At 38.5% G+C, this 13,017-nt stretch carries 12 protein-coding genes and 1 riboswitch; of the genes, 5 read left to right on the top strand and 7 right to left on the bottom strand.

The window, feature by feature from the left end; translation table 11 throughout:
* Window positions 1-23: 23 nt before the first annotated feature.
* The 5 genes from MKY46_RS02365 to MKY46_RS02345 form a co-directional block, all read right to left on the bottom strand.
* Complete coding sequence (locus MKY46_RS02365) at window positions 24-1,004, bottom strand: N-acetylglucosamine kinase (protein ID WP_036117436.1); 981 nt, start codon at window positions 1,002-1,004, stop codon at window positions 24-26.
* 12 nt (window positions 1,005-1,016) lie between these two features.
* Window positions 1,017-1,142 carry a hypothetical protein gene (locus MKY46_RS02360; protein WP_268987977.1) on the bottom strand — a complete coding sequence of 42 codons (126 nt, stop codon included), beginning with the start codon at window positions 1,140-1,142 and terminating at the stop codon, window positions 1,017-1,019.
* A 63-nt stretch (window positions 1,143-1,205) separates the two neighbouring features.
* Window positions 1,206-2,558: an aspartate aminotransferase family protein gene (locus MKY46_RS02355; protein WP_340810194.1), complete on the bottom strand. Its 1,353-nt coding sequence runs from the start codon at window positions 2,556-2,558 to the stop codon at window positions 1,206-1,208.
* A 21-nt stretch (window positions 2,559-2,579) separates the two neighbouring features.
* Complete coding sequence (locus MKY46_RS02350; protein WP_340833690.1) at window positions 2,580-4,109, bottom strand: CoA-acylating methylmalonate-semialdehyde dehydrogenase; 1,530 nt, start codon at window positions 4,107-4,109, stop codon at window positions 2,580-2,582.
* A 23-nt stretch (window positions 4,110-4,132) separates the two neighbouring features.
* Complete coding sequence (locus MKY46_RS02345) at window positions 4,133-5,545, bottom strand: amino acid permease (protein ID WP_340833689.1); 1,413 nt, start codon at window positions 5,543-5,545, stop codon at window positions 4,133-4,135.
* Window positions 5,546-5,767: 222 nt separating this feature from the next.
* Here MKY46_RS02345 and MKY46_RS02340 point away from each other — a divergent pair, with 222 nt between their 5' ends.
* Window positions 5,768-7,336: a PucR family transcriptional regulator gene (locus tag MKY46_RS02340; protein WP_340833688.1), complete on the top strand. Its 1,569-nt coding sequence runs from the start codon at window positions 5,768-5,770 to the stop codon at window positions 7,334-7,336.
* 51 nt (window positions 7,337-7,387) lie between these two features.
* Here MKY46_RS02340 and MKY46_RS02335 read toward each other — a convergent pair whose 3' ends face one another.
* On the bottom strand, window positions 7,388-8,182 hold the full coding sequence (locus MKY46_RS02335; RefSeq protein ID WP_036117447.1) for a carbon-nitrogen family hydrolase: 795 nt from the start codon (window positions 8,180-8,182) through the stop codon (window positions 7,388-7,390).
* Between the two features lie 96 nt (window positions 8,183-8,278).
* Between MKY46_RS02335 and MKY46_RS02330 the strand changes: the two genes are divergently transcribed.
* A complete protein-coding gene (locus MKY46_RS02330) occupies window positions 8,279-9,448 on the top strand; it encodes a pyridoxal phosphate-dependent aminotransferase (protein ID WP_340833687.1) in 1,170 nt (389 codons plus the stop codon).
* A gap of 120 nt (window positions 9,449-9,568) precedes the next feature.
* On the opposite strand, the gene MKY46_RS02325 is transcribed toward MKY46_RS02330, so the two are convergent.
* Entirely contained in the window at window positions 9,569-10,072 is a 504-nt protein-coding gene (locus MKY46_RS02325; RefSeq protein WP_058843619.1) for a PPC domain-containing DNA-binding protein, read from the bottom strand.
* Window positions 10,073-10,194: 122 nt separating this feature from the next.
* A riboswitch (SAM riboswitch) is annotated at window positions 10,195-10,299 on the top strand.
* Between the two features lie 88 nt (window positions 10,300-10,387).
* Between MKY46_RS02325 and MKY46_RS02320 the strand changes: the two genes are divergently transcribed.
* From MKY46_RS02320 to MKY46_RS02310, 3 genes are all read left to right on the top strand, one after another.
* The gene (locus MKY46_RS02320; protein WP_340812530.1) at window positions 10,388-11,218 is read left to right on the top strand and encodes a MetQ/NlpA family ABC transporter substrate-binding protein; all 831 of its coding nucleotides are present in this window, start codon (window positions 10,388-10,390) and stop codon (window positions 11,216-11,218) included.
* A gap of 105 nt (window positions 11,219-11,323) precedes the next feature.
* Window positions 11,324-12,349 (top strand): methionine ABC transporter ATP-binding protein, encoded by a 1,026-nt coding sequence (locus MKY46_RS02315; RefSeq protein WP_340833686.1) that lies wholly within the window; start codon window positions 11,324-11,326, stop codon window positions 12,347-12,349.
* Window positions 12,342-13,013, top strand: a complete 672-nt coding sequence (locus tag MKY46_RS02310; protein ID WP_036117459.1) for a methionine ABC transporter permease — start codon at window positions 12,342-12,344, stop codon at window positions 13,011-13,013. The genes MKY46_RS02315 and MKY46_RS02310 overlap by 8 nt, the downstream gene beginning before the upstream one ends.
* Window positions 13,014-13,017: the final 4 nt, after the last annotated feature.

Genomic DNA, 13,017 nt, shown 5'->3' with positions numbered 1-13,017 from the left:
ACTTGCTAAATTAAAAGGGGGGATTAATTAGTTAAAAACTCCTTAATACTAGCATTATATTGATCGATAAATATTTTCGCTTCATTATTAGGTAGTTTTAATGCAGCTAATGCGGCACCGCCAACTGGTAGGCTATAAGCACCCATAAAGTCATACTGATTGCTATTATTTTTATCAATGGAGGCTAATTTTTCAATAAATAACGTCAACTCATTAAAAACTCCACCAGCTAGCACGACTTTGACACGCGTATCTGAAAACGGATTTTTTTTGTAACAAGCATCTATACTTTGATAAAAAACATGGCACACTTGATCCAGAATCGTGTTCGCTACAGCATCACCTCTTTTAGCGCAATCAATGGCAATCTTACTTAAAGGAGAGATTGTATCTCTCGGATGTCCTTTTCCATAAACAATTTCAATTATTTGTGGAATGGATTGTAATTGAAAATAATTTAATACTGCGGATGTGAGGCTTGTTTCTGGTCCTCTTTTATCAAATGCTTTAAACACCGCTTTTAATGTGCGAATACCAATATCATAGCCACTGCCTTCATCATCAAAAATATAGCCCCATCCTGCCGTACGCTCAACTCTGCCAGACGAATCTATACTTAATGTAATTGCACCTGTACCAGAAATCTGTACAATGCCAGACTGACCTAGTGTACCAGCATACAGCGCGTTCAACCCATCATTCGACAGTGATAATTGACAGCCTTCAGGTAATAGCGAGGTTAATAATGTGTGGGTAATTTCCTCATTATTATTTTCCGTTACGCCAGATAGTCCCGCATGGCACTTCGTAATTTGATGAAAATCATAAGGTTGTTGTCTTTTTAAATCATTTATTAGTTCTGTTATCGTCTGCGTAAATTGCTCTAAGCTCATAGATGTGGGATTACTTTTACCTGTTTCTGCTAGTGCTATAACTTGCCCACGAAATGTTGAGATTGTCGCAATTGTTTTTGTTCCACCACCGTCAATTGCCAAAACATACAAGTACCTTCACCTCTATACGATTTTAATTGTAGAAACAATTTCTCCTACTTCCTGCCCTGCGTCATTACGCACAAATGCAGGAGACAAGGCTTTAATACGCTCAATCGTTTCTTGATTTGTATACTGAATTTGTTCCATCTAGTTGACATCTACCACCCACCGCTAATTACTCCAAGGCTTTTAGAACCATATCAATATTCTTTACAGCTTATTTACACTATCCACAACCACATCGAGTATACGATCAAGATCTTCTTGTACAATATTAAGTGGTGGTGATAGCGTTAAGACATTATTAAACCCTGCAACAGTTGCTCCATTTTTTCCAATGATAACCCCTTGTTCTTTACATTTGGCAATGACAGCATTCACCTTCTCCACTGGTAAAGGTTCTTTCGAGACTTTATCTGCAACTAATTCAATCCCAATTAATAAACCTTTGCCACGCACATCTCCTACATTTGGATGATGCTGCAATTGTTGCTGCAATGTTTGTAGTGTTGCAGCGCCAATTTCCTTGGAACGCTCAAACAACGCTTCTTGCTCAAGAATTTCAATATTTTTTAATGCAACTGCACATGCCACAGGAGAGCCTCCAAATGTATTCACATGGCGGAAATAGCTGTATGCATCTGAGCCCTTAAACGCCTCATAAATTTCACGCTTCACGGCTGTTGCTGATAATGGTAAATAGGCACTTGTAATTCCTTTAGCCATCGTAATTATATCTGGCTTAACACCGTAGTTCATAAATCCAAAAGGCTTACCTGTTCGACCAAAGCCACAAATAACCTCATCCACAATCAGTAAAGCACCATGCCTTTTACACACTTCCTCAATGCCTTTTAAATAATTCTCTGGAGGCATAATGACACCGCCACCTGTAATAATAGGCTCTAAGATCATAGCTGCAATTGTGTCACTCAGTTCCCATGTCATCGTTTTATCTACAGCCTTTACACTCGCTAAATCCAATGGCGCAATAGCATCGCTTTCATGCTCACGATATTGATCAGGTGGTGCGACATGGATAAAACCTGGAGATAGTGGCTCGTATTTATATTTGCGCTCCGCCTGCCCCGTTGCCGCTAAAGCCCCAAAGGAGTTACCATGATAAGCACGGTAGCGTGAGACAATTTTATAGCGTGAGCTTTGTCCTTTTTGCTGATGGTATTGCCGAGCAATTTTAAAGGCTGTTTCATTCGCCTCTGATCCACTATTGGAGAAGAAAATAACGTAATCTCCACCAAGTAGTTCATTTAGCTTCTCAGCTAATTCCACTGCAGGCAAATGACCCTGAGATAATGGTGCATAAGCATTTTTCATCATTTGCTCATGTGCCGCATCTGCTAACTCTTTCCGTCCATAGCCAACATTGACACACCAAAGCCCTGCCATTGCATCAATATATTCCACACCATCTGTATCCATAATTCTTGCACCATCAGACCTTTCTACTACATATGTGGCTTGCGGATTATATGGTTTCATAGAATGCCAAACATATTGCTCATCCTTGGATAATACATCACTTTTAAGATTTGTCTGTGTCATCATCAAACACCCCTCACTATATTAGTTTTTCGCATCATTATTACTTGGGAACGCAAAGGAACTTGTTGTATCCTCCGTTTCATCTGGCCAGCGCTCAGAAATCGTTTTGGCCTTTGTAAAGAATCTTGCCTGATCTGGGCCAAACATATGCCCTTCACCGAACTTAGAGCGTTTCCATCCACCAAAGTTATGATAGCCAACAGGGATTGGTATAGGTACGTTCACACCTACCATGCCGACTTCTATTTCCTCTTGGAATTTCCGTGCTGCTGCTCCACTGCTTGTAAACATGGTTACCCCATTGCCAAGTTCATGGTTATTGATTAAATCTATTGCCTCTTGTAATGAGTCCACCCCTACAACAATACGTGCTGGACCAAAGACCTCTTCTTTAAAGATCTTCATTTCCGATGTGACATTATTAAGGAGGGTTGGGCCAAGATAAAAGCCATTTGACGTTTCACATACTTTCGGATTTCTTCCGTCAATCACAAGATTTGCCCCTTCAGTGACTGCCTCATCGATAGAACGAATAATCGTTCCTTTCGACTCTTTAGTGATGACTGGTCCGAAATCGACGTCTTTTTCTGTATAGGGTCCAACCTTTAGTTGAGAGATTTTATTTTTTAATAGTTCCGTAAACCGTTGTTCGGTATCTTTGCCTACAACAAGTGCACCTGAAATCGCCATACAGCGCTGTGATGCTGCACCATATGCTGCTCCTAAAAAGGCATTCGCCGTTTGTTCTAGGTTGGCATCTGGCATCACAATCATAAAGTTTTTCCCACCACCAAATGCCGCAACACGTTTATTGTGCTTTGTTCCTGTTTGATAAATATATTCAGCAACAGGTGTTGAGCCAACAAATGAGATAGCTTGAATCTCTTTATTTTCTAATAGTTCATTGACAGCCTCTTTATCTCCATTGACAACAGTCCAAATGCCATCTGGTAAACCTGCCTCTTTCCATAATTGACTTATATAGAGAGCGGACATCGGTACGCGCTCTGATGGCTTTAATATAACGGCATTTCCTACTGCCACAGCCATGCTTGTAATCGCAAGCGGTACCATAACAGGGAAATTAAATGGTGCGATAGTTGCCACTACGCCGAGTGGTGATTTGGCAGAAAAGGCATTTATATTACCACCTACATTGACTGAGTACTCTCCTTTTAGCATTTGCGGTGCACTGATCGCCATATCAACGGATTCAATACCACGAACGATTTCACCTTTTGCATCGTCCTTTGTTTTACCACTTTCCTGACAAATCACATCGATAAGCTCTTCCTGTTTTTCTACTAACAACTGACGGAATCGATGTAACACTTCTACCCGTTTACCAATTGATCGTTTTTTCCATGCTGGAAAGGCTTCTTTTGCAAGCTGAATAGCATGCTTTACCTCATCTCTTGAAGCAAGTGGTACTCTTGCAATAACCTCTCCTGTTGATGGATTATAAACCTCTGAAAATCGGCCACTTGTACCAGCTACCTCTTCCCCTTGGATAAAATGTGTGAGCGTTTTCATTTCTTGCTGAACTGTCATAATTAGACCACTCCTTTATCGTATTATTGTTCAAAATCGAATTCTTCTTTGCTAAAAATAGAACTTGATTCATCGGGTTGTTTAATCGTCTTTTTCTTTTGAGTAAGCACATAGAAAATCATCATAATAGCGACGACAACGCATGTAAATAAAATTTGTGAGCGCATAGACTCTATAAAGAACATCGCCATTAATAAAGCTGTTGTAGCGAGTATTGTGAAATACGTTAAATAAGGGAAAAACCACATCTTCACCTTTAATAGCTCTAAATTTTCTTGTTCAATCTTGCGTCGCATTCTTAATTGTGAAAAGGCAATGATTAAATAAAGTATTAAAGTAATCGCACTACAAGAGCTCAGTAAAAACATAAAAACTTTATCTGGTGAAACATAATTCATAATAACTGCAATATACGAGAAAAATGTTGCTGCTAAAATGGCATTGACAGGTGCACCCTTTTTGTTTAATTTTAAAAATGCTTTTGGCGCTTCTCCCTTTTCTGCTAAAGAAAATACCATGCGTGATGTTGCATAAAGTGCTGAATTTAAACACGATAGCACCGCTGTTAACACAACAAAATTCATAATTTGTGCGGCAGCAGGAATTCCAATATAATCGAGTACCGCTACATAAGGACTTGTTAAAATATCGGAGGAATGCCAAGGCAATAGCGTTACTACAACCGCTATAGAGCCCACATAGAAAATTAAAATCCGCCAAGTAATGGAATTGGTAGCTTTCGTTACAGCAGCTAATGGTTCATCTGATTCACCAGCAGCAATGGCCACAATTTCTGTTCCCATGAAGGAGAAAATAACAATGACGACACCCATTAGAACAGCACCAAAACCATTAGGTAAAAAACCACCTTGCCCGACTAGATTGGTCATACCTACAGCATTAAAGTTTGGGGCGATGCCAAAAATAATGAAGGCACCAAGACCAAGGAAAACCACTATACTTGCAACCTTAATAAGAGAGAACCAATACTCAAACTCACCAAATGCTTTGACAGAAAGAACATTCGTTAAAGTAAGTGCTACGGTTAGTAACAAACTTAATAGCCATAAAGGCATCCCGTCATACCAATATTGAATAATGGCTGCCGCTGCTGTTGCTTCTAGTGCAATCGCAATGACCCAGAAAAACCAGTACAGCCATCCAATCATAAAACCTGCCCACGGGCCAATGGCTTCATGCGCATAATGTGCAAATGAGCCACTCGTTGGATTAACAGCTGCCATTTCGCCTAGCATACGCATAACTAAAATAACGATAATTCCTGCAAATATATACGATAAAATGGCCCCTGGACCAGCTAAATTAATAACTGAACCACTCCCCATAAATAGGCCAGCACCGATTACTCCTGCAATAGCAATCATCGTCATATGCCGCTTCTTTAACCCTCTTTGTAAATGCGTTTGTTGCTCCATATCTGTCACCCCTTTTAGTAGATTGCTTGATCGCTTACAAAAATTTTACATGTTTCATAACGTTGAAGTAATAGACAAACTGTAAAATTATATACTTTTGTTTTAAACATAATGTAAAATAGACTAAATATTCTCAAAATACTATATCCACGAATTTATAAGAAAATATAAATCATCAAACAGAAAAAATATACAATGCGTATAACTAAGGGAGGGGCTAAATTGAGTCCGTTTCAACTTAAAGTACTAGATGTTTTGGAAAATAAGTATTTTCGTAAGGCAGAGGTTGTGGCAGGTCATGAAGGATTATCAAGGATTATCAAATGGGTACATGTTCTTGAAATCGTACAAGTTGATCATTTTTTAGTTGGTGAGGAGTTAGTATTAACAACAGGAATTAGTCTCCAGCATAGTATCGCTAATTTTACCGCATTTGTAGAAGCCATCATTCAAAAAAATTGTGCTGCTCTTTGTATTGAGTATGGCTCTTATATTCAGACCGTTCCAAAAGCAATACTAGCACTGGCAAACCGGCATCAGTTTCCCATTATTGTTTTTCATGAGGCAGTTCCTTTTGTTCGTATTACGCAGGATTTACATAGCCAAATTATCAATCAGCAATATTTAATGATTTCTTCGCTAGAATCTTATGCACAAGCTTTGAACAAAAATGCTGTCTTAGGACAAAACACAGAAGATATTTTACAAAATATGTATAATGAATTAAAAACACAAATCATGTTTTCCATTAAGGGACGCAATCCTATCTTTTTCCCCAATACGACACACCAAAAACGTCAGCAGCTATTAACATTGAACAAGTCTGCTCAGCAATTTAAACATGGGCCTATTTTTATCTTTGATCAGCATTATGCAAATTTAACACTCTATCGAGAGGATGGACTATTTTCAGAGTTTGAATTATTAATATTAGATCGTACAGCAACGGCGCTGGCACAGCTATTAATGCGAGAGTTTTATATTGAGGAAAAAAAGAATATTGAGGATGCTACAATTTTAGTCGATTGGATTGATCAAAAATTATCTAAGGAAGAAATCTATAAATTTATCGTTACACATTACGCGGGCTATACACAATCTAGTGGAGCTGTCTTTATTTTATCCTCTCCTACTACAATGACAAAGACACAGGAGGATATGGTCTATAGTAAGCTTTATTATCGAAATCTCTTTGAGCAACATGGATTTATGCCATTTTTATTCGAAAGAAAAAGCTATATTATTTTTATTTTACTTCATACGAAAGACAGTAAAGCTATTCGTGACATATTGAATAGCATTTTTTCCACACTGCCCAATACCGACTTTTATAAAAAGCAGCAAGCACAAGGTTTTCAAATAGCCGTTGGAAAGGTTGTTTGCGATGTAGAAGAAATTCCTAAAAGCTATCAAACTGCTTTAGAAACTTTATATATTTGCCGCAAAGTGCAAACGTCCTCTTTCTTTTATGATGATTTGCATTTATATCATTTAATCTATAAATTACAAATGCAAGTGAATTTACAGGAAGTGATTTACGATTATTTACAGCCCGTTATTGAGTACGACAAAAAATACAATAGCAAGCTTCTTGAAACATTACAGGTTTATTTACAAACAAATGGCTCCAAGCAGCAAACAGCCAACCAATTATTTATTGTTCGTCAAACACTATATCATCGCTTAAGAAAGCTTGAAGGTTTACTAGGTGAAAATTTCATGAAAGGACATAACCGCATTACATTAGAATTTATGCTATTGGCAAATTCATTGATTGAGGATAAGGGCTAGAAAAAAGATGGCACGCTCAAAAGATTACTCCCTCTTGAGCGTGCCCCTCTATTAGCCTTTCACGACAACATCATGATATAGTCCTGGTCTACGGTCGTCATAAACTGGAATTCTTCCACGTACTTCATCGACAATAGAAAAATCTACATCAATCACCGCTACTTCTTCATCCTCTGCACCGATCCAAAGTACTTCTCCCCAAGGCTGTATGATCATCGATTGGCCATTAAAGTTTTCTACCTTTTTTGAAATGCGATTAACTGCTATTACAAAACATTGGTTCTCAATCGCACGAGCTTGCAGCAATGTTTTCCAATGATCAATCCTTGGTGTTGGCCACTGGGCTGGTACAAATAATACCTTTGCTCCTTGTAATGCGTGTGCACGTAACCATTCTGGGAAACGAATATCATAGCAAATGACCCCAGCAGCTTCAATATCTCCTAGAGCAAATCGATTCATTTCATCCCCTGCTTCTAAGTAGAGATGCTCATCCATTAAACGGAAAAGATGTGCTTTGCTATATTCCCCTACAAGTTCTCCATTGCGATCAAATGTATACATCGTATTATAAAATTTGTCGCCTTTCTTCGTTGAAACAGAACCACCTACAATATGTACACCAAGTTCCTGTGCTAATTCAGCCAAGAAGGATTTCGTACGTTCACCATCGACATCCGCTAGTTCAGGCAGCTTCTCTAACGCATAGCCTGTATTCCACATTTCAGGCAGCACAATGATTTCTGCTCCTTTTTTTGCCACTTCTCGAATCTTGTCCTCAGCTCGTGCAAAATTTTCTTCTACTTTGCCAAAGCCAACATTTAATTGAATACAACCGATTTTCATAGCCATTCCTCCTCTAGACAATTAACAAAAAAAGTAATACTATTTGCTTCATATTCTTCAATAATAATTATTATATTCTGAAAAGGGTGATCATGCATGGAATTCTCTAAAAAACTACAGCAACTACCCACTCAATTTTTTGCAGCGTTAGTTCAAAAAGTAAATAATGCCTTAGAAGAAGGTCGCGATGTCATTAATCTTGGTCAAGGAAATCCCGATCAACCAACGCCCCCTCATATCATTCAAGCATTACAGGAGGCGGCTGAAAATCCACAAAATCACAAATATTCACCATTTCGCGGTATCGCTGAATTACGCCAAGCAGCTGCCGACTATTATAAACGTGAATATAATGTGAATCTAAATCCTGACACAGAGGTAGCGATTCTTGGCGGGACAAAAATTGGACTCGTTGAGCTACCTTTAGCCGTATTAAATCCAGGTGATACAATGCTCTTACCAGACCCTGGCTATCCAGATTACTTATCAGGTGTCGTATTAGGTGATGTCCATTTTGAAGTGATGCCACTTTTAGCTGCAAATGATTTCTTACCTAATTATCATACATTACCTGATGAAGTGAAAGAGAAGGCGAAGCTACTTTACCTAAATTACCCGAACAACCCTACAGGTGGTACAGCAACACTTGCGTTTTTTGAAGAGACCGTTCGCTTTGCGAAGGAACACAATATTATCGTATCACATGATTTTGCTTATGGGGCAATAGGATTTGACGGTAATAAACCTATTAGCTTCCTACAAGCTGAGGGGGCAAAAGAAGTAGGAATTGAAATGTACACACTCTCCAAAACTTATAATATGGCAGGCTGGCGTATAGGCTTCGCTGTCGGTAATGCCGACATTATTGCTGCCATTAATCTGATTCAGGATCATCTGTTTTGTAGTCAATTCCCTGCTATTCAACAAGCAGCAGCAACGGCACTTACAGCTTCCCAAGAATGTGTGGATGAACTGCGAGCTACCTATGAAGGTCGCCGCAATGTATTCATTGAAGAAGCTCAAAGAATTGGTTGGCATGTAACGGCTCCAAAAGGCTCCTTCTTCGCATGGCTCCCTGTACCATTCGGCTATACTAGCGAGCAGTTTGCCGATTTATTATTGGAAAAGGCTGATATCGCTGTAGCAGCAGGCAATGGCTTCGGCCGATATGGCGAAGGCTATATCCGTGTTGGTTTACTTGTTAGCGAGGAACGCTTACGTGAAGCAATCCATAGAATCGAACAATTACAATTATTCAACCCTTAACCATGACATGAGGCTGGGACAAAAGTAAAAATGTTAGACCGATTATAAGCTCGGTCTAACATTTTTTAATTCAGGAAGGAACATGCAACTCAGTGAAAAGAAAAAGTTAGTACATTTTCGCTATTTTTCAATTTTCCTTGGCTGCTGTAAACCGTGTTCTAATGGATAAAATTGAACATGGCCTGTTTCTTCATCAAATTTTCGAAAGTGCTGGATGCCTTGAACCTCAGCTAGCACTATGTCAGCCGTAATGACAGGGTTCCCCCTCTTCATTAAATGCCCCCCTGACACGATGCCCCATTGATCACTCATAGAACCATGGAAATGTGTTTCATATCCCCCATCGCGCTTACATACTACGCCAGAGCCTTGGATCAATTCAAGTGGCCCCTCTTTTTTTATGACATCGCTAAAACTTACGTTAATCTGAGATGTTTCATCAGGTACTAAATAAACAAAGCTACTCTTTTGAAGGCTACCTATACAGCTAACAATTGTTGCTGACTCAATATGGTTCTCCTCACAAAGTGCCTCCATTCCTTCAATAATGTCTGTACCCATTAGCAATCGAGCACTTACAACCTTGCCAAATGAACCTATACCATAATTAACTCTTACAGACATTGCTATCCCTCTTTCATGACGAAATATTATAATAATATAAAAAATTTAAAAAATATTTATTGACTTACTATAACCTATAAATTATATTAGTTCTATCGGAATTACAAAAAAATATGATAAATCTCTTATCAAGAGTAGCTGAGGGACTGGCCCTATGAAGCTCGGCAACCTCCTTTTAGAAGGAAGGTGCTAAATCCTGCAAACGATTATCGTTTGATAGATAAGAGAGGACATTTTTTCATGAGCCTCTCTTAGTTTGTAAGAGAGTTTTTTTATTTTCAAAAACCGATAAAAACAATCTTGGAGGTAGTTTTCATGAAAAAGAAAAATAAATTTTTAGTAGGTTTAGCAAGTCTTACATTAGCAGCAGCTCTAGCAGGTTGTGGCTCTAAAGAAGAGAGTAAAGGTCAAGCTGAAGCAATTAATGAAAATAAAATCGTCGTAGGTGTCACATCTGGTCCACACGAACAAATCGCAGAAGTTGCAGCGAAAGTAGCCAAAGAAAATGGGCTAGAAGTAGAGCTTAAATCATTTTCTGATTATGTTTTACCTAATACATCTTTATCTGAAGGTGATCTTGATGCGAATAGCTATCAACACGAGCCTTTCCTCGATACGTTTAATAAAGATCATGATACAGATTTAGTAACAGTAGGCAAAACGATTTTAAATCCAATGGGTATTTACTCTGAAAAATATAAATCCTTTGAGGACATTCCAGATGGTGCAACGTTTGGTTTACCAAATGATCCAACAAATGGTGCTCGTGCCCTCTTTGTTTTACAAGAAGCAGGCTATATAAAATTAAAAGATGGGGCAGATTTAACAGCCTCTATCCGTGATGTAGAAGAAAACAAAAAGAATTTAAAATTCATCGAATTAGAGGCAGCTCAAATTCCTAAGCAGCTTAGTGAAGTAGATGTAGCAGCTATTAATACAAACTTCGCATTGGAAGCTGGCATTAATCCTAAAGATGACGCTATTCTTTTAGAATCTACTGACTCTCCATATGTGAACTATATTGTGGTACGTGCAGAAAATGAAAATGACCCAACAATTAAAAAGTTCGTTGAGGCTTACCAATCTGATGAAGTACGTCAATTCATTGAAGAAGAATTCAAAGGTTCAGTAATCCCTAGCTGGTAATACATTCAGGAAGCTTCTAGTAGCTGAAGAATCTGCCGAAATTCCTCTATGGAAAACGAGCAGATTCTTGCTTTTTAGGAGCTTGAGAAAGGAGCAATCAATCGGATGATTCAATTACAAAATATCTCAAAAGAATATAAGACGAAAAAAGACATCATTAAGGCTGTAGATGGAATCAATCTCCATGTAAAAAAAGGACAAATTCATGGTGTGATTGGCTATAGTGGTGCAGGTAAAAGTACACTCATTCGTTGCGTCAATCTACTAGAGCGACCTACAGCTGGAAAAGTGTTAATCGACAATGTGGACATTACTGCCCTTTCTCTTCATGAATTACGGCAAACACGCCAAAAAATCGGGATGATTTTCCAACATTTTAATCTATTAAAAACGGCAACCGTTTACCATAATATTGCTGTTCCTTTAAAGCTACTTGGCTATAACGAGAAAGAGGTAAAAAACCGTGTGGCTAAATATGCTGAAATTGTTGGATTAACAGACAAACTAGACAGCTACCCTAACCAACTTTCAGGTGGGCAAAAGCAACGTGTTGCTATTGCACGTGCCTTGGCACAGGAACCAGAGGTTCTACTTAGTGACGAAGCAACAAGTGCACTCGACCCTGAAACAACCGAAGCCATTCTTGAATTGTTGTTAAAAATTAACCGTGAATTAGGCATTACGATCCTGCTGATTACACATGAGATGAATGTCATTCAGAAAATATGTGATGAGGTTTCTGTTCTTGAATCAGGGAAAGTGGTGGAATTTGGTACAGCTATTGAACTTTTTGCTAAACCGAAGCATCCTACAACGAGAAAGTTTTTAAATACGATTTCACAACGTAATTTATCCCCTTCCCTGATCAAGCAGTTAAATGTTTCAGGCAGTGTCATTCGTTTAACCTTCCTAGGTGAAAGTACTGGTAAGCCATTACTAGCAGAAGTTACGAAAGTGTATGATGTACAACCAAATATTTTAACAGCAAATATTATTGAATTAAAAAACGGCATTGTTGGTAACATTGTGGTGCATTTACATGGAGAGCTTCACATTGTCCAAAAGGCACTCACATATTTTACGGAAAATGGCGTCGCGGTGGAAGAATTAGGAGGCGAATTTAATGAGTAGTATTCAAAGCTTCTTTACAGATTGGTCAGATGTAATTGGCAAATCAATTATCGAAACATTTCAAATGGTCGGAATTTCTTTATTGTTTTCCATTCTCATTGGGATTCCATTGGGGCTATTAATCGTATTAACACGACCAGGTCAATCCTTTGACAATAAATTTTTATATCAATTTTTTAATTTAGTCATCAATATTATACGTTCTGTCCCATTCATCATTTTATTATTCTTCATCCTACCTTTTACTAAGCTGATCGTCGGCACAACAATTGGGGTTAAAGGTGTTATCGTTCCGCTAGTTGTCTATACAGCTCCTTATATTGCTCGACTGATGGAATCTGCGCTATTAGAGGTGGATTCGGGAGTGGTAGAAGCCTACACAGCAATGGGTATTAAACGTCGCCATATTATTTGGCATGTGCTATTACGTGAAGCTCGTCCATCTATTATTTTAGGCTTAACAATTGCCACAATTGGTTTAATCGGTGCTACGGCTATGGCAGGAATGGTTGGTGCTGGAGGTTTGGGTGACCTCGCCTATCGTTATGGTCATTTACGCTATGAGGTCGATGTTATGTATGCAACTGTCTTTATCTTAATCATTCTTGTGCAAAGCATTCAATCCATCGGCAACCGCTTCGCTGCGAAATTGAAAAAGGATTAAGAGG

Origin of the sequence: Lysinibacillus sp. FSL M8-0355 (assembly GCF_038008985.1) — a bacterium.
Classification (GTDB): Bacteria; Bacillota; Bacilli; order Bacillales_A; family Planococcaceae; genus Lysinibacillus; species Lysinibacillus fusiformis_D.
Note: the sequence above shows the minus strand (reverse complement) of the source record. Positions and strands in the feature narration are given on the sequence as shown.